Source organism: Paenibacillus sp. FSL R10-2736 (assembly GCF_038000245.1).
GTDB classification, from domain to species: Bacteria; Bacillota; Bacilli; order Paenibacillales; family Paenibacillaceae; genus Paenibacillus_AQ; species Paenibacillus_AQ phytohabitans.
Window position 1 is genome coordinate 5,083,694 of record NZ_JBBOBN010000001.1, and the last position, 18,019, is coordinate 5,101,712.

12 protein-coding genes are annotated in these 18,019 nt (G+C 52.1%); 2 read left to right on the top strand and 10 right to left on the bottom strand.

Annotation, left to right across the window (positions count from 1 at the left end; genetic code table 11):
* The first annotated feature begins 88 nt into the window (after positions 1–88).
* Both NSQ73_RS21910 and NSQ73_RS21915 read left to right on the top strand, forming a co-directional pair.
* Positions 89–979, top strand: coding sequence for a carbohydrate ABC transporter permease (locus NSQ73_RS21910; protein WP_042135351.1), 891 nt, complete (start codon positions 89–91; stop codon positions 977–979).
* Complete coding sequence (locus NSQ73_RS21915; RefSeq protein ID WP_039310293.1) at positions 979–1,815, top strand: carbohydrate ABC transporter permease; 837 nt, start codon at positions 979–981, stop codon at positions 1,813–1,815. The genes NSQ73_RS21910 and NSQ73_RS21915 overlap by 1 nt, the downstream gene beginning before the upstream one ends.
* A 1,389-nt stretch (positions 1,816–3,204) precedes the next feature.
* On the opposite strand, the gene NSQ73_RS21920 is transcribed toward NSQ73_RS21915, so the two are convergent.
* The 10 genes from NSQ73_RS21920 to NSQ73_RS21965 all read right to left on the bottom strand — a co-directional run bounded on the left by NSQ73_RS21920 (position 3,205) and on the right by NSQ73_RS21965 (position 17,912).
* Positions 3,205–5,565 (bottom strand): beta-galactosidase, encoded by a 2,361-nt coding sequence (locus NSQ73_RS21920; protein WP_340988160.1) that lies wholly within the window; start codon positions 5,563–5,565, stop codon positions 3,205–3,207.
* Between the two features lie 337 nt (positions 5,566–5,902).
* The gene (locus NSQ73_RS21925; RefSeq protein WP_042140943.1) at positions 5,903–7,483 is read right to left on the bottom strand and encodes an ABC transporter substrate-binding protein; all 1,581 of its coding nucleotides are present in this window, start codon (positions 7,481–7,483) and stop codon (positions 5,903–5,905) included.
* Positions 7,484–7,550: 67 nt separating this feature from the next.
* Positions 7,551–8,459: a carbohydrate ABC transporter permease gene (locus tag NSQ73_RS21930; RefSeq protein ID WP_425497127.1), complete on the bottom strand. Its 909-nt coding sequence runs from the start codon at positions 8,457–8,459 to the stop codon at positions 7,551–7,553.
* Positions 8,460–8,499: 40 nt separating this feature from the next.
* On the bottom strand, positions 8,500–9,426 hold the full coding sequence (locus NSQ73_RS21935) for an ABC transporter permease (RefSeq protein WP_042135342.1): 927 nt from the start codon (positions 9,424–9,426) through the stop codon (positions 8,500–8,502).
* Positions 9,427–9,613: 187 nt separating this feature from the next.
* On the bottom strand, positions 9,614–11,173 hold the full coding sequence (locus NSQ73_RS21940; RefSeq protein ID WP_042135340.1) for a response regulator: 1,560 nt from the start codon (positions 11,171–11,173) through the stop codon (positions 9,614–9,616).
* Positions 11,174–11,236: 63 nt separating this feature from the next.
* Positions 11,237–12,958 (bottom strand): sensor histidine kinase, encoded by a 1,722-nt coding sequence (locus NSQ73_RS21945; protein ID WP_340988161.1) that lies wholly within the window; start codon positions 12,956–12,958, stop codon positions 11,237–11,239.
* 99 nt (positions 12,959–13,057) lie between these two features.
* The gene (gene galA / locus NSQ73_RS21950; protein WP_340988162.1) at positions 13,058–15,436 is read right to left on the bottom strand and encodes a beta-galactosidase GalA; all 2,379 of its coding nucleotides are present in this window, start codon (positions 15,434–15,436) and stop codon (positions 13,058–13,060) included.
* 185 nt (positions 15,437–15,621) lie between these two features.
* Positions 15,622–16,626 (bottom strand): CapA family protein, encoded by a 1,005-nt coding sequence (locus tag NSQ73_RS21955; protein WP_445669680.1) that lies wholly within the window; start codon positions 16,624–16,626, stop codon positions 15,622–15,624.
* Positions 16,627–16,684: 58 nt separating this feature from the next.
* Positions 16,685–17,152, bottom strand: a complete 468-nt coding sequence (locus NSQ73_RS21960) for a YfbM family protein (protein WP_340988164.1) — start codon at positions 17,150–17,152, stop codon at positions 16,685–16,687.
* A gap of 100 nt (positions 17,153–17,252) precedes the next feature.
* Positions 17,253–17,912 carry a class I SAM-dependent methyltransferase gene (locus NSQ73_RS21965; RefSeq protein WP_340988165.1) on the bottom strand — a complete coding sequence of 220 codons (660 nt, stop codon included), beginning with the start codon at positions 17,910–17,912 and terminating at the stop codon, positions 17,253–17,255.
* Positions 17,913–18,019: the final 107 nt, after the last annotated feature.

The following is an 18,019-nucleotide window of genomic DNA, read 5'->3' on the forward strand; positions in this document are numbered from 1 at the left end:
TAATACACAATATAGACTAACCGGAATGGTTATGTGTGGCAAGCCAGGCACAATACTCCCACCCTATAACTCAAGAAGAGGTGCATCCATGTTAAAAACACTCGGCAAAAGATGGCGCGAGAAATTCGAATTCGGAATCTTCACACTCCCGGTTCTGATCTGTATCGCAGTTGCATTCTACATTCCCTTTGCCATGACCATCCGTTATTCGATGACGAAGTGGAACGGGATTTCCAAGCATCCCAAATTCGTCGGACTGGACAACTTCAAACAGATCTTCTCGGGGGATACGAACTTCTCCGATGCGGCCTGGTTCACGATTAAATATGCAATCCTTTACATTGTGATCGTCAACGTGCTGGCGATTCTGCTGGCCGTGCTGCTGGACATGAAGCTGAAGAGCACCTCCTGGCTGAGAGCGGCATTCTTTATCCCTTATATCCTCAGTCTTGTTATTGTCGGCTTCATCTGGAAGTTCATCTTCATGCAGGGCTTCAACTCACTCGGTGAGAGCACCGGCTGGGCCATCTTCGACTTAAGCTGGCTCGGGACACCGGGACTGGCGTTCATCTCCATCTTAGGCGTGTCCATCTGGCAGTCGATCGGTTTCTATCTGGTCATCTACATCGCCGGTCTGCAGTCTGTGCCGGAGGATCTTAAGGAGGCTGCTACCGTAGACGGCGCAGGTCCGATGAGAAGATTCTTCAGCATTACGCTGCCGCTGCTTGCCCCATCGATTACGATATCCGTCTTCATGGCGCTGACCAACTCGATCAAGGTATTCGACGTCATTCTGTCGCTGACAGGCGGCGGCCCTGGCGGAACCACCTACAGTATCGCTTATGATATTTACCGGGATACGTTCCAGAACAATCTGTACGGCTACGGTACCGCGAAAGCACTTATCCTGTTCCTGGCAGTACTTGTCGTGACGATCATCCAGCTGACAGTCTTCAAACGGAGAGAGGTTGAGGCATAATGAAAACAAACAACAACAAGGCCGGCAAGATCATACTGGAAGTTGTTTTGGTCATATTGTCTCTGCTGTTCCTGTATCCGCTGTTCCTGACGATTATTAACTCCCTGAAAAGCTTCAGCGAGGTCATGACCGACGTTATCGCGCTGCCGAAGCACCTGACCTTCAGCAACTATTCCTATGTCTGGAAATTCATCAACTATCCGCGGCTGTTCCTGAACAACTTCATCATTACCGGCGTCGGCCTGCTCGGCATCGTGTTCATCTCCTCCATCGCTGCCTATAAGCTGGCGCGGACCAAGTCCAGATGGAGCGGCGTCCTGTACTTCCTGTGCATTATGCCGATGCTGATCCCGTTCCAGTCGATCATGCTGACTGTGCTGCAGACGGCCAAGAACCTGCATTTGTCCGAGAGCACCTGGGGACTGGGCCTTTTATACTGGGGCTTCGGCGCACCGCTGGCGGTATTCATCTACCACGGCTTCGTGAAGGGTATCCCGACTGAGATCGATGAAAGTGCGACCATCGACGGCGCATCCGGCTTCCGCCTGTTCTTCAGCGTCATCTTCCCGCTGCTGAAATCGGTAACCACCACCATCGTCATCATCGACGTCATGTGGATCTGGAATGACTTCCTACTCCCGCTGCTGATGGTTAACGGCTCGCCGGACACGAAGACATTGACACTGGCCGCTTACACCTTCGTCGGTCAATATACCTCGGACTGGCAGTATGCCATGACCGCCATGGTAATGGCCGTATTGCCATCCATCGTTGTCTTCATCTTCCTGCAAAAGTACATCGTCAAGGGCGTAGTTGCAGGGGCTGTTAAGGGCTGATCCCTGATCCTGCTCCTCACCCCGCGCCGCAAATAAGACACGGCTAAGCGGATTTCGCTTGGGCCGTGCCTTTTGCTGTTGTGCAGGATCTACCTATGCGTTTTGTGAGGACGCTGCGTGAACGGACCGTTGTTCCCATCGCTCTTGTGTCCAGATTTTATTTATTCTTCTTAGTGGTGAAAATCTGGACACTGCTGCTGCTTCCGAAGTGAGCTTTCCTGCGGAAAGCTTTCAGGCGGCCGCTGCCGCTGGTACACAATCGTTCCGTCCTCTCCGCTGTTTTCAAGCTGGAAAACATCTACAAACCTCAACAAAAAAGTAACCCTGACGGGTGAATCGAGCTGAGCTTATGCGGCTTATGGAGCCTTTGCAGCTTATGTAAATTTAAGGGCACTAGTGCCCCTCATTTGCTCCTTTGGCACGTATTCAGGGAAATCAGAGGGATTTATCCCTTCGATTTCCCCATTCCGCCCACTTTCGGCGGAATTAGAGGGATTTATCCCTTTGATTTTCACATTCCGCCCACTTTCGGCGGAATTAGAGGGATTTATCCCTTTAATTTCCCCATTCCGCCCACTTTCGGCGGAATTAGAGGGATTTATCCCTTTGATTTCGCCATTCCGCCGACTTTTGGCGGATATAGAGGGATTTATCCCTTTAGTTTTCCCATCCTGCCGACTTTTGTGCCGGATCAGGCACACACTCGTCCTTCAAACTGTGCTGCTCGAAATTCCAAAGAATCCTATCCACAACAGACGAAGATCATAATTCCCTATACATTAAAAAGCCCGCCCGCCGGCAAGGCGTAACGGACTTTATTCTAGTCGCTCAGATGACTTTACTTTATTTCGCCAATAATGGCCTCTTTTTCTCGTTGCGGCTCAGATGCACTTATCCTGCTGTTTCGGGTCCGAAACGACGGGAATCAGGAGCTTAGCGGCTCTCTGTCCGCATAGGCGGATAATGCAGCTTTTCGAGTATAATAACGTCCCTACAGTCCGCACGACCTCCGCCACTCCTCCCCTTTCAAGCACTCCCATCGTTTGCCTTCCAAGTAAGGACGTATAAAAGAATGGTATGCCCCATCGTTGCTTCCCAATAGAAGCCATAGTTCGTATGTTACTCATAAATCTTTTACCGCCGTCCACATGCTTCGTCCACTCCAGACAATCAGCCGGATATTCCTGCTACTTTACATGCCTTTGCTAATCCACCTCATATACAGTCTACAATCAACCGCTCTTTCTACTCCTCTACCGTCCTTACTCCGTCCAGCATTCTCTCTCTGTTGTGCAATACTTCAAAGTTCATTTCTCTGTCCTGCTCTTATCCACATTTTCTCTATATAGTATATCGGTCTTGACCTTACTCCTTACCATCCGCCAACTACTACAGCTTCAGCGCAACCCGGTACACCGGCGTAGCCGTAACACTGTGGAACACAGCAATGGCTTCGCCCTCGAATACCTTCTCTACCGCCATGGCGGCATCGGCAGCCAAGGTTACAGCTCCTGTGCGGCGCGGTGTGGTTTCCAGGATGATCTCGCCTCTGCGGAGGACATTGCGGAACCGGGACAAGCCGATCTCCCAAGGCCGGCCGTTGTAGAAATGATCATGGAATAATTGCCCGCCAGCAAAGGCATAGCCCACATTCCCTGTATAGTCGATACTCAGCAGCACTTCCCCGGTTCCTTGAAGAACATCCTCCGGCAGCCCGAGCGCAAGCTTATGGTCATGAAGCCGCCGCGTGGTAAGCGCGATCTCCTTCAGAGGAACCTGCACATCATAGATCCGGAACCAGCCTTCCGTCCGTCCGCTGATAGCTGCTTCAGCCTGCACCGTGCTCCACTGCGCGGCTGGCACCACTGCTCCACCGGCATATTCACGGAACGTGAAGGCATTTTGCCCGCTGCTAAGGAATTCAATGCCCTCGGGGGTCTGAACAAGCGGAACCTCCGAGAACACAATCCGGCTCTGACCGCCGTCCTCCAGCTCCCACAGCTTTGCAGCATCCTTGGCACTCATCGCGTAAATCCGGACTTCCCGGGCTACGTCACGCTTGATTACGATCATTGAGGATACTTGATGGGGAATGAGCACGTTGTAGCTGCTGCCGTTCCCCTCAATCGTTCCGGCATCTGTCGATACACTGAGAATACCCTCCTGCGCATCCAGCAGGAACTCACCATCCACACCCTCCGGCATCGCGAAGAAATAAGTGATGGCTTCAGCAGATTCCACAGCGGTGACCGGCTGGGCTGTTGCATACTTAAGATTCAGCCCATCCAGAGCGAAGTTGAACGGCAGCAGGAATGCAGCCTTGGGCTTGACAGTCAGCGAACTCCGCTGAGGGAAGCTGATCATCTCCTCCCCAAGCTTAACTTCAAACACTACCTCTTCATGCCCATCCATCTCTACATGATCCTGATAATTATTGACGAATAAGAACCCGGACCTGCCATCCGTACGGACAGCATAACGCAGCGTATGCGCATCATCAGGAGTAACCGCCTCTGCACCTTCCGGAAGCACGGTTGCCATAGGGGCAAGCCGGTCTGCGAATTGGCGGAGGAAATAATGCAGCGGGCGCAGCAAGCCGTTAGACTCACGGATCTGTCCGAACTCGCCAATCGGTGCCTGAAAATCGTACGTCAGCTTAGGCGTTGTGCTCTCGTTCAGGTAACCTGTTCTGCCCACCGGATTTGTGCCGCCATGGAACATATAATAACCGATGAAGTTGCAGCCGCCGGCAAGCTTCATCAGGGTCATGGCCAGTACACTTTCCGGTTCTACCTGGAACCGGGACAGATACCAGGTCTGCATGCCGCCGCCCATCTCACAGCAGGCAAACGGGTATTTCGTCCGGGGATACGGCGGATTGAACTCTCCTCCCGGCGCCTGATCATCATGGAAATTCACAAATACATATTCAGGTGTCGGTGTCTGGGTTTGACCCGGGTCACTGATGCTCCACGGGGTATAGGCATATCCGCCATACAGCGGCAGGACTTCATCTTCCAGGAACGGCGCCTCGCCCCAGCCGGTGCTGGTATAGATCGGCGCAATCAGGCCGGAATCTACCGCATACTCCTTGAGCAGGCGCATATGTGCTGCACCTTTCTCGCCGCCTATTCCGCCGCTAAGATATTCGTCCCCCTGCTTCGCCGTCTGTTCCCAGAGCGCAGCGGCAGCATTGAATTCATTCTCCAGCTGAATCCCGATCACCGGCCCGCCATCCTTATACATCAGCGCATCAGCCTCCCGGCCAATCTCTGCAAACAATCGTCTTACATAACCCAGGTACCCTTCATCATTAGAGCGGACATCGAATTCCCGCCCGAACAGCCAGTCCGGGAGTCCCCCGTTACGGACCTCGCCATGACAGAACGGACCGACACGCAGGATAACATAGAGCCCGTTATCGCGGCACAGCTCCACAAACTTCCGGAGATTGCGGTTGCCGCTCCAATCGAATTCCCCTTCTATTTCTTCATGATGATTCCAGAAGATATAGGTGGCGATCACATTGATTCCTGACATCTTCATCTGCCGGAGTTCCGTCTCCCAGTCCGCTTCCGGATATCGCGAATAGTGGAACTCCCCGCAGATAGCGAAATAAGGCTTGCCATTCAGCTCCATGTAGTAATTGGTGAAGCTGATCTGGTCACCCTCCGGGTTGCTTCCCCCGAGTCGCAGGGTCGACGGATAGATTTCCTTCGGGGCAATATGGGCTTGTATCGTATGCTTCATGTGATCGGCTCCTCTGCAATTAGCTTATTTTCTTCGTTAATGTCTATAAAAAAACCACCCCAAAGCTATGCTCTGGAGTGGCCCGGAAGCCGTTACATTAGCTTCACCTTTATTCAGCTATATAGTATGAACTATGGATATCCAATGTAGATGTCGTCGTAACTGCGGTGAATATTTGGACTTCCGGTCGCTGTTGTCCCCAGATTTCTTGATTTAAACCGCTCTCCGCGGTGGAAATCCGGTGACAAAGGCGATCGCTAACGCTCCTACAGTTCCAAAATCCCCCTCCGTACTTCCATCTGTTATTGTCTTTCCTAGTTCAATCTATATAGTGTTATTATTTCTGCGCTGCCAGGAAAGCGTCAATCTGGCTCTGCAGCTCTGTCTGCACCTTGTCAATACCAGCGGATTTCAGCTGTTTGATCAGGTCTGCCTGACCTTTATCCAGATCATCAATCAAGCCGTATTCCAGCGGAATGGCATAACGCAGCATCACGTTGCCGATGTTGGCTACTTCGTTCTTCACCGGTGTGGAGTCGAAGACGAAGGTTTCAAGCGGGAAGTGATAGATGCTGGACTGCCAGCTGTTGAACATGTTGTCTGCTTCTACCGGATACGCCGAATCTTGACGGTTCAGCGGGGAGTTCCAGCCCCAGTTCGAGAAGCCCGTGTAGTTGGCCGCTGCTGGTCCTGCACTGTATTTCTTGTCGCCATCAGGAATATAGTTGGTTCCTGCAATGCCGTACATCGTCAAGTCATGAATTTCCTTGTCATTCTGCAGCAGGTCGATCAGCATCAGGGAACGTTCCACGTTCTTGGAAGTAGCATGGATCGCCATACCGTTCTGAGTCGAAATTGCTGCAATTTTCTTCTTGCCCGGTGTAAGGTCGGCAATCGCCAGCTCCACATCTGGTTTGTCACGGCGCATTTCAGATACATTCGCTGCTACAGTACCCAGGTTCTGAGCGTAGGAGGAAACTTTTTCAGCTTTGATATCCTGCCATACGTCATTTTTGTTGCTGACTACGTTTTTGGACCATACGCCGTTGTCTGCAAGATCCTTGTAGTAGGTAAGCAGCTCTCTGAATTCAGGTGTGTCATAGATGTTGAAAATTTTGCCGGTTGCATCATCCAGCTTGTAAGCCAGCGGCAGCAGGTTAGCATCTACAAGGTTCCAGTCATTGTTCTGCTCCAGCGTAGCCTGGTCAAGCTCATGCCATTTCCAGCCGTCGGCAGGTTTGGCACCGTATGCGGTAATTCCAGTTTCTTCTTTGGCAACCGTTTTCAAGTAAGTGGCATAGGATTCAAGGCTGTTGATTTCAGGAAGATTGTATTTCTTGCGCAGATCCTCACGGTACAGAACCACTTTATCGGTAACCTCAACGTTGTTGTTCGGAACCATGAAGAGCTTGCCGTCCACTTTGGCTTGCTCCCAGTTCACTTTAGGCATCGCTTCCCAAGTCTGCGGCATGTAAGTCGACAGCAGATCATCCGTCAGCTCCAGGAAACCGCCTTTGAGCGCCTGATCGTTATAGAGTGCCCAGTTGGCAGTGTACACAAGGTCAAAATCTTCATTAGCCGCAAATTTCAGCGGGTACTTCTGTGTCCAATCCGACCAGTCGAGGAATTCAGTTTCGACGGTGGCATTGATTTTTTCTTTCAATTTCGTGTTCAGCTCTCCGAACACCTTGTCATAGTCCCCCGGCTGGCCGCCGATCAGCAGCATCTTCAGCTTCACTTCTTTGGAAGTGTCCGGAGCGCCGGGATTCGCAGCTGCCCCTTCTGTAGCCGTTGCCGGAGCCTTCGTAGCCTCCGCACCTGTATTGGCGTTGTTATTGCCGCCGCATGCACTGAGAATGGTACCCAGTGCCATCATTGTTGCCAGCGTAACTGTAAGTTTCTTTGTCTTATTTTTCATCATGACCGATGTTCCCCCTAATTCAAAATAGTATTGGGTTTATATTGATAACCAGGTTGCCCTGTGATCATCCTTTGACTGCACCAATTGTAAGTCCGGTTACAAAATATTTCTGGATGAACGGATAAGCAAGCAGGATCGGTCCTGTAGCCACAATGGTCATGGCCATCTTCAGACTCTCCGTAGGCAGATCCGTATTTACAACTGCACCAGAGGCCATCATCGCTTTGCGCATGCCATCCATATTGCCGAGCATTTTGTAGAGATAATACTGCAGCGGCATCAGCTCTGATTTGGAGATGAACAAAAGTGCGTTGTACCAGTCATTCCAGTAAGCCAGAGCAATGAACAGGCCGATGGTAGCCAGGGCAGGCTTGGACAAAGGCACAATCAGCTGCATGAAAATCCGGAAATCTCCTGCGCCGTCAATCTTGGCGGATTCTGTAATGGCATCCGGGATGCTGCTCATGAACGATTTCATGACGATAATGTAGAACACGTTCATCAGCAAAGGCAGGATCAGCACCAGCAAGGTATCTTTAAGATGCAGATAGTTGACAATCATCAGGTACCAAGGGACCAGACCGCCGCTGAACAGTGTCGTGAAGAAGAAGAAGAAGGAGAAGCGGCCGCGCCATTTGAAATCTCTCCGGGACAGCACATAGGCCGTCATCGAAGTCAGGAACAAGCCGAACAATGTACCAATGGCGGTTACGGATATGGTTATGCCGTAAGCTCTGAGCATTTCCTCCGGATACTTGAACAGCAGGCTGTAGGCCTCTGTCGAGAACGCGGACGGGAAGATCTGGAACCCTTTTTCGATAATCGTGCTCTCCTCACTCAAAGAGGAGGACACGACCAGAATGAAGGGGAAGATACAGAATATAGCGAGCACAGTAAGCGTCACGTAGCCGATAATGGCCAGTATCATCTTGTCTTTATTGCCGCGCTTCCGGATAACCTCCGGAGTTTTCATGTTTGCAGTAGTTGAACTCATTTCGGTTGACCTCCTTTTCCTAGAATAGAGCACGATCCTTATCGTATTTACGTACGGCATAGTTAGCCAGCATGATGGTTACGAAACCAAGCAGGGACTGATAGAAGCCGGCCGCAGCGGACATTCCGATCTCATTGGAAGTGGTCAGTGAGCGGAACACGAAGGTGTCGATGACGTCGGTTGACGAGAACAGCAGGCCGTTGTTGCCGACCATATTGTAGAACATCCCGAAATCCCCGCGGAAGACGTTACCGATCGCCAGCAGCACCAGAATGATCACAGTAGGCATCAGGTTCGGAACCGTAATCTTCATAATCCGCTGGAAAATATTCGCCCCGTCAATCTCAGCCGCTTCATACATCTCGGTATCAATGCTGGTGATCGCCGCCAGATACATGATTGTACCATAGCCCAGCGTCTTCCACGCGGATACGACCACCAGGATTACCGGCCAGTAGGCAGCGGTATTATAGATGTCCACCGGCTGCATGCCGAGTCCTTTGAGCAATACGTTAATGGTACCAACGTCGAAGTTGAACAGGTTGTAGGCAATGGCACCAACCACAACCCAGGAAATGAAGTAAGGCAGGAACAATACCGTTTGGGTGATTTTCCGGAACCATTTGCCGGCAACCTCGAACAGCAGGATAGCCGCAAAGATCTGAACCACGTTGTTCACAACGATAAAAGCAATATTGTACAGCGCTGTGTTTCGTGTTACGCGCCAGGCGTCACCGGAATTGAAGAAGAATTTAAAGTTGTCCCATCCGTTCCAGGGGCTGCCGAAGACCCCGCCGGTGTAGTCGTATTGCTTAAACGCCAGTATAATGCCTGACATGGGTATATAAGCAAAAAGCAGGAAGAACAATACCGCCGGTACAAGCATGAGGAGCAAGGATCTGTACTTCTTCACATCATCCCAGAATCCATGTTGTTTCTGTTTCATCTTGAATCCCCTTTCCATCAATCCCTTTTCTCTATAGCTTTATTATAAAGAAGCGCTTTCCTCGTGTGGATTAAGCCCAGCAACTAAAAGTAATACTTTTTCAACGATCGGTTAATATATACCATTCCCCAAAAACAAAAAAACGTTGCCCCCGGTTGTAATAACCGGACTGGCAACGTTTGGCAGGCTATATTTTCTGTTTCTTGCGGTATTCTCCCGGCGTCATGCCTGTAATCTGCTTAAACTGCCGGTTGAAATAGATAATATTCTTGTAGCCCATGCGCTCGGCAATCTCATAGATTTTGAGTGTCGGATCTCCCAGCAGCTCGAAGACCCGGCCCGTCTTGCGCTCATTCACGAATTCACTGAAAGGAAGCCCGTACTCTTCCTTGAACAGATAACCCAGATAGTTCGGTGTGAAGTCGAAATGGGCGGCTACCTCCTTCAGGGTAATCTTCTTCTCCAGATTCTCCTCCACATAGTTCATAATCTCATCGATCAGCTTACGCTTCTGCCGCTGCCGCTTCACGTACAGCAGCTCCGACAGCTCGAAGAATCTGCGCCGCATCCAGGACAGGATATCGTGAATCGTCTCGAACTGGAACAGAATATCCGGCTGATGCGACTCCCACTGCAGCAGCTCATACAGATTCTCGTTCTGCTGCTGCAGATCCGCATGCAGCTTGGAGGTGATGCGGATAATCAGCTCATAGACATCCTTCTTGCCTGCACTCGTGAACAGCTCCAGCAGCTGGTCGTCGATGGCCACCAGATCATATTGAATGATTGCCTCCAGCAGCTTCACCACAGTCTGTTCCATCCGGGCTCCCGGCGTCCCGCGCGGCGAAGATTCCATGTTATCACGGATCAGCCGGTTCTTCCCGAGCAGCCACTTCGCGCTGAGGGCGGCCTGTGCCTGCTGGTAGGATTCGTGGAGTCCCGCTTCGTCCTGGGCATAACGTCCGACACCAACGGTTAGCGTACAGGGTGAAGACTCTGCCATCTTGCGGATTAGCTCGTCCAGCAGGTTCATGAAGCTGTCCTGCGGGAGGCTGCAGAGAATGACAAACCGGTGATGATGAACAGGAATCAGCGTGCCAAGCTTCCCATCCTCCACGAAGGATTTGATCAACCCGGCCATTTGCCGCGTCTTCACGCGTGCATCCTCCTCGGACAGATCACGCATTTTCCATTCCAGATCATCGATCTCGACAAATGCAGCCGCCGCCCCTTTCACCAAAAGCGGGGTAAGGGCACTGCGCAAATGCGGCTCAGCGGGTTCAGGCGAAGGTTCTTCGAACCAGCGCAGGATAAGCTCCTTGTTCACAAGGGACAAGGCTTCGCTGAAGGAACGGTTCTGCTCCCTCTCCTGCTCCATAGCTGCGCACAAGGAGTCCAGCATTTCGTACAAATCCTTATCTTCAACAGGCTTCAGCAAGTAGCCGGAGGCATTGATCTCAATAGCCTCCTTGGCATAGCTGAAATCCTCATGGCCGCTGATGAAGACGATTTTGACCTTGGGATGGATGACCTTAGCCCTGCGTGCAAATTCCGTTCCGGTCATAATGGGCATCCGTATGTCTGACAGGATAATATCAACCCGTTCCTGCTCCATGATCTTAAGCGCGTTAAAGCCGCTGTTCGCCGTTCCTACTACTGCAATATCGAGCGGGCTTGCCAGCACCCTGCGCCGCAGCCACTCCAGATCGACAGCTTCATCGTCTACCAGCAATACATTGATACTCATCGCAATCATTTCCTCCTGTGTTTGTACAAGATGCTCTGCCCCGTAACCGGTCAGCGAAATTCCTCACAGGTCCTCGTGATCCTGAACCCCGGCAGGGAGAAGCAGCTGGACCGTTGTCCCTCCTCCGTAGAAGCTGGCAATTGTCACACCGTAGGCGTCACCGTATCTGAGCTTGATCCGCTCATTGACGTTCTTCACCCCGTACCCGCCGGACTGTCCCTTGCCCTGCATCATTTTCTTAACGACCTCCGGACGCATGCCGATTCCATTGTCGATAATCTTCAGCTCAATACTGCTGCCGACCCTCCGGCCTGTCAGACGGATGGCAATGGACTCGCCAAACCAGGCATGCTTGAATATATTCTCCACAAAAGGCTGCAGCAGCAGCTTAATGACCTGCATCTGCATAATCTCCTCGTCCACATCAACATACAGAGTGAAGGCATCCGCATATTTGACCCGCTGGATTTCCAGATAAGTCGCCACCTGCTCCAGCTCCTTCTCCAGTTCAATGTACACATTGCCCTGATTCAGCGTCAGCCGGTAGAAACGTGACAGGCCCTGGACCATCTCCGTGACTTTGCCGATTTCACCCAGATTGGCCAGGCTGCTTATCGTCGAGAGCGTATTATAGAGAAAATGCGGATTAATCTGCGCCTGCAACGCCTCCAGCTCCGCCTGCTTCTTCTGAATCCCCTGCACATATACGCTGTTGATCAGCCCCTGAATATTGGCGGCCATATCATTGAAGGAGTCCGCAATCTGCACAAATTCATCATTGCCGGAGAATCGGATCCGCTTCTGGAAGTTACCCTCCTGGAAGGAACGGACCAAACCTACGATCCGGCTCATCTTGCGCCCGGAAATACGCGCTACCACGTACCCGATCAGGGTCATGACCAGGAAGCTGAGCGAGCAGGCTGCAATAATGACTTTGCGCAGACGGCCGGCATCCTGGGTCAGATACTTTTGCGGGACGAGCGCCTCGATAACGAAATTACTGCCCGGGATCTGCTCATGCAGACTGAGGAAGTTCTGCCGGCCATCGTCATAATTGGCGGTTCCGCGCTGGAACAGAATCGAACCTGTCGTCTGTTCGACCAGCCGCAGGGTAATCCCCTCTTCCACAGGGAAGGTATCGAAGCCGCCGAACAGATCCTCCAGGGAGACCGTAATGCGTATATAACCAATCACCGTTTTGTAATCACTGAAGTTGACCAGCCTGCGGACATGGGAGAGATTCCCTAGCTTCTGGTCGGTATCAATCTGCAGCCACAAATTATCGCGCTTCGAATCCTTCAGCGACAGGTACCATTCACTGTCAGTGATATCCTCAAACGGCAGAATATAATAGTCGCTGTCATAGATCGGCTCATCCAGATTATCGCCCGATACAATATTAAGATCACTGTTCGGGGTATAGAGCATGAAGCGGATCTTGTTCCCGAACAGCTGCAGCGGTGCGGTGATCTGGGGAACAATCTCATCGATCATAGTCAAATAGATCTCAAACGGTGTCCCCTTCTGCTCAAGCGCACGCTGAAACGGCTGGCTGCCGAACAGGTTGTCCGACATCCGCTGAATTTCATCCATCTGATAGCGGATATTGTTCCTTGCCTGCTCCATTCCCGTCTTGATATTGGACTCGGCCATTTCCGTTCTCGAATCAGTCAGCATGGAATAAGAAATGTAGCCGATGAACACATCGGTCAGCAGGACCAGCAGCAGGTAGGGAATCATCATTTTATAAGTGAAGGGCATGTATTTCTTCAGTTTAGGCATCATTCGCGGGACATCCTCTGCATGGAATTCGTTATTTATATATTATCGTTCCACCCGCCGGAAATAAATAGCCCGCTCCACAAGTTCACTTCCGCCTTATGATTATTCCGCAGTCACCTGCAGCACCACTTCCGCAGAGGCCAGTCCCGTGGACACAGCCCGAACCTGGATGGAGCCGGCTTCCGCTGAAGCCTGAATCAAGGCCAGGCACCAGCCGTTAAAAGCACGCCGCAGCGGAGACTTATCCGGCTCATGGCTGCTTGGATTGCCGTTGCCGACGCCGAGCAGCCCTCCGGCTCCCGACACTTCAAACCGGATCTCGTTGTCGGCCGCAGGAACGACATACCCCTGCTTGTCCAGGACAGCCACGCGGACCGGGATCGTATCACAGCCATCCGCCCGGCCCTCCAGCCGGTCAGGGAACAACGCGATCTGGTACGGCTGGCCTGCTGTGACTACAGCTTTCTCGGCAATGGCCAGGCCGCCGCGTTTACCGGTAGCTTTTAACTCACCCGGCTCATAGATGACCTCCCACGATAAATACCCGGTTCTGTCTGCCTGCTGTTCGCCCAGACTTCTGCCGTTCAGACTCAGCTCCACCGTCTCGGTGTTGGAGAATACGCGCACCTCAACCGGCTTCCCCTCCGAGCCCGGCCAATTCCAGTGCGGCAGCACATGAACCATCGGCTCTTCCTTCCACACCGCCTGCATATAGTAATAGCTGTCTTTGGGGAACCCGCAGGTGTCCATCAGCCCGAAATGCGAGTTAATGCACGGCCACAGATAAGGGGTCGGCTCCCCCCGGTAATCGAATCCGGTCCACATGAAGACGCCGGTCAGAAAACGGTGATTCACCAGATCGCTCCACGCCTGCTGCGGAGTGCAGCCCCAGGAAGGAATGTTCGTGCCGTATTCGGAACAGTAGCCCTTGACCGGATCATCTTCGTAAATTCCCCGGGTTGCCGTATAACTGGCACATTCACTGCCGATCATCAGCCGCTCCGGATATAGCCCGTGGTCACGGATGTCGATATTATGGGTGTCCCGGTGTCCGTAATTATAGCCTGTAATCTCTACCACATCGTTATAGCCATTCTCGTTCCAGCCATGGTTCATCGCCGCAGAGGTCGGGCGGGTTGGATCGATTCTGCGGGTCCGATCCGCGAGCGTCTTCAGTATCCGGGCCCCAGTCACGGTACCTTCAAGAACCTCCTCATTCTCCAGGTTCCAGATGATTACACAGGGGTGATTCCGGTCCCGGTAGAGCATCCGCTCCAGCTGGCTCAGGCCATCCGGGCTGCTGTCGAGCTTGCGGTTCTCATCCATCACCAGTATCCCCATCCGGTCACACATTTCCAGCAGCTCGGGAGTCGGCGGATGATGGGCACTGCGGTAGGCGTTGGAGCCCATCTCCTGCAGCAGTCTAAGCTTGTATTCGATCAGGCTGTCCGGCAGCGCTACGCCGACCCCGGCGAAATCCTGATGGTTGCAGGTACCTTTGATGAGCAGCGGTTCTCCGTTAAGGAAGAAGCCTTCCTCCGCATCGAAGCGGATGCTGCGGATGCCGAACACAGTCTCGTACCGGTCAAGCTCTTTCCCTTCATATATAACAGCCGATTCCGCCTTATATAAATACGGCGATTCCGTGCCCCAGAGCATGGGCTGCTTCACCTCAAAGCTCTGCTCAATCTCCGTCTCAGCATGCCAGTCCGCAAAGGCATCCGCCGAATGCGCGCAGATCTGCATTCCAGCAGCATCATAAATCACCGTGCGCAGGGATACCGGCAGGCCCTCCGTATAATCATTGCGGAGGCGTGTGCGGATGTTGACTACGGCCTGCTCTTGGGCCACTTCCGGTGTCGTTATATAGGTTCCGTACTCGGCTACATGCAGGCGGTCCGTATTCTCCAGCCAGACATGACGGTAAATGCCGCAGCCCTCATACCACCAGCCTTCACATTCGGTAGCATCTACTTTGACCAGAATGACATTACTGCCCTCCCCGCCATAGCGGAGAACATCCGACAGATCGTAACTGAACCCTATATATCCGCCATGATGCGAGCCGATCAGATGCCCGTTAACCCATACCGTGCTGGTGCCCGATACCCCGTCAAAGCGTACCGTCCATTTACTGCCTGCAGCGTCTGCAGGAAGCTCGAAGGTTTTGCGGTAGAAGCCTGTACCGCCCGGCAGATAACCATGGCTGCCATCCCTTGCGCCAAGCATCTCATCCGGAACATACTGCTGCTCCACACACCAGTCATGCGGCAGGCTGAGTGCGGTCCATTCCAGCTGCTGCTCACCCATTCCTTTATCATTAAAAGCGATATCCAGCCACTCCCCCTCCCGGAGAGCACCTGTATCTGTAATACCGCCTGTCATTCCACCCTTGACTGCATAAGGAATCTGGAGCTCCCCTTTATAAAAGCCCCAGCTCTCATCAAACTTGACTTTGGTTCTAACGGTTCCCGTTCTCACTTCAGCAAAAACCTCCTTGATGAACTAATATTCATATTGTAGAGTAGATTAGCTTTACGCCGTTAGTACAATGCTAATAATGAATAGCACAAAATGAATATGACTTGGCTCCAATGCAAATAGCCCGGAGAAGAAGAGTCTGCTTCTCCGGGCTATTCAGTACATCTTCAGCACTCCCTGTTGCTTCAGAGCTTCTCGCTGACCGCTCCGCCCGCTGTGATCTTCGCATTGAAGGAGAGCTCATTCAGCAGTTTGTAGGTCTCTTTGTTATAGGCTTCACCCATGAAATTGGGCTGCCCGCCAATGATTTTGACCGGAGTAATACTGCTCGTCACCCCGGAATTGCTGATCGTGAAGTTGACCAGCATCGAATGCAGCGTCTTGTCCCCGCCCCGTGTAGAGCGGTTGAACACAAAATTGCCCAGCGAATAGTAGATCGGCTTATGCTTGTAATATTCGATCCCCATCAGACAATGGCTGTGCGCCCCGAGGATAATGTCGGCCCCGCTGTCGATCATCTGTTTCGCCAGAGTCCGGGCATACTGTTCAGGGTAGTCCTTGAACTCCTGATTCCAGTGAATATAGACAATGGTATAATCGTTGTCCTTGGCTGATTGCTTAATCGCACTCAGCAGAGGCTCCGCTGTATAGGCGGAAGCTGCACCCGGACTGTTCTTGCCTGCATACCAGGAAGGGTCAGACAATACCCGGCTTACGCCCAGCATGGCGATCCGCTTGCCTTTGACCGTCTTAATGTAAGGTTTAAAAGCCTCTTGTATATTCGCGCCTGCCCCGGTGTGTCCGATCTTATTTCTGTCCAGATGGATCAGCGTGTCGAGCATGGCGGTTTGTCCATAATCCAGAATATGATTATTCGCCAGCGATACTCCGTCAATTCCGGCGTAGCTCAGTCCGGCCAATGCTGCCGGCTTGGAGCGGAAGGCAAACATTTTCTCGGCGGCGTCTCCCCGTACCGAGACCGGTGTCTCCAGATTGGCAAAAGCCATATCGGCCTTCTTCAGCACTGGCGCCACTTTGACGAACGGGAAATTGACCCCGTATTTGGCAATCTGCTCGCCGACAAAACCGTCCAGCAGAATATCTCCGGCAAATGCAAGCTGAATCTTGTCCTGCGGAGCAGCCCCTTCGGCACTGAGACCCGCAGCCGGTACTAATAGGAGCAGAATCATAATTATAATGGCGTATCTGCGCAAGTTGTCTGGCTCCTTTTCCACAAATTCAAATGGGTTATGAGATATAGAATACTACATACGCTTGATCCGCGCTTGCGGTCCGGTAGAACTCCTTCATAGCCGTGAAATACGTATACATATAGTCAAAAAACTCTTCCGGTTCATCATCATCCACCAGCGGATAAACCCCTTCATCCAGCATCTGCCGGAATTGATATCGTTCCCGCATATACGCCTCTTCTATTCCTTCCAGGGCAGCAGCGGTTTCTTTCACCTGTTCCGGCTCCAGCACAAATACCTCGGCATCGGAATAGTGTCCGGCATAATGCTGGCCATTCATTGGCACAACCGCCCCAAGTGCTGAACCTTCCTCCGTGCCCCCGCCGCTTAGTGTATAATGCAGCGCCTGCCAGGCCTTATCGATATCCAGCTTCGGTTCGATTCCGTGCAGACTGATCTCTTCATCCCGGATGGCCTGAAGCAGTTCCGCAGTTACAGTGATGTAGTTACCAATCATCCCCATGAAGTTGTCTCCTTCTCTCTTCCGTCTTGAGCCTATTCTACTATACCGGAAGGAAACAACCAAATGATGGGGATTATACCTCTACCGTTTTATGCTGGTACTAACCCTGCGCCTTCTTGAGCACCGCCCGGAAGCAGTTCAGACCGCCCCACTGATCGGTATGCACCGCATCTGCCGGAAGATTGAAATCTGTCTCGCCCCAATACTGAAATCCGGCCTGGAGCAGAATCTCATTCATCCGCGGCAGGTTCACGGTCGGATAATCAAAGGTCAGCACGAGCAGACCTTCTCCATTAAGAGTCCTGTGAAATTCCCGCACCGCAAGCACCGAATCCTGCACGGACAGATGCTCCAGTACCGAGATGCAAAAAATCGTATCGAAGCTCTCACCCTCATACGGCAGTGCGGTAAGATCCGCCTGGGTCAGATGCAGCCGGTTCGTTCTTCTGGCCTGCACCTGCTGGGCTGCCAATTCTCCGATATCATCGGCAATATCCTGCATAATCGCTTCCCGTGACAGAATCCGGGCATCAATATCACAGGCGAAGACCTCTGCGCTATAGCCGGCAAGGTAGAATTTAAGCGGGTGGGATATTCCGCAGGCGGCATCCAGCACCACATCATGCGGTGAAATAAAGTTGGTGCACCATTCGTATTCATAGGGACGGCTCCACCAGGATTCCGGCAAATCATAAATCAGCTTCTCACGGCGTGCATCGGTATTCACAAAAAAACGGGAGACATATGGATGTGTCGGCATGACCAGGACTCCTTTTATGAGGGGATTTCGGTAGTGAGAGTATATTCACGAATCCGTATTTCATGCTATACCCGGAATAACGGACCCGCCGCTCCTGCACAAAAAAA

Bases quoted from the DNA above. Each gene is read 5' to 3' on its own strand.
- NSQ73_RS21910 (WP_042135351.1), top strand. From the start codon at position 89: ATGTTAAAAACACTCGGCAAAAGATGGCGCGAGAAATTCGAATTCGGA.
- NSQ73_RS21915 (WP_039310293.1), top strand. From the start codon at position 979: ATGAAAACAAACAACAACAAGGCCGGCAAGATCATACTGGAAGTTGTT.
- NSQ73_RS21920 (WP_340988160.1), bottom strand. From the start codon at position 5,565: ATGAAGCATACGATACAAGCCCATATTGCCCCGAAGGAAATCTATCCG.
- NSQ73_RS21925 (WP_042140943.1), bottom strand. From the start codon at position 7,483: ATGAAAAATAAGACAAAGAAACTTACAGTTACGCTGGCAACAATGATG.
- NSQ73_RS21930 (WP_425497127.1), bottom strand. From the start codon at position 8,459: ATGAAAACTCCGGAGGTTATCCGGAAGCGCGGCAATAAAGACAAGATG.
- NSQ73_RS21935 (WP_042135342.1), bottom strand. From the start codon at position 9,426: ATGAAACAGAAACAACATGGATTCTGGGATGATGTGAAGAAGTACAGA.
- NSQ73_RS21940 (WP_042135340.1), bottom strand. From the start codon at position 11,173: ATGAGTATCAATGTATTGCTGGTAGACGATGAAGCTGTCGATCTGGAG.
- NSQ73_RS21945 (WP_340988161.1), bottom strand. From the start codon at position 12,958: ATGATGCCTAAACTGAAGAAATACATGCCCTTCACTTATAAAATGATG.
- NSQ73_RS21955 (WP_445669680.1), bottom strand. From the start codon at position 16,626: ATGATTCTGCTCCTATTAGTACCGGCTGCGGGTCTCAGTGCCGAAGGG.
- NSQ73_RS21960 (WP_340988164.1), bottom strand. From the start codon at position 17,152: ATGGGGATGATTGGTAACTACATCACTGTAACTGCGGAACTGCTTCAG.
- NSQ73_RS21965 (WP_340988165.1), bottom strand. From the start codon at position 17,912: ATGCCGACACATCCATATGTCTCCCGTTTTTTTGTGAATACCGATGCA.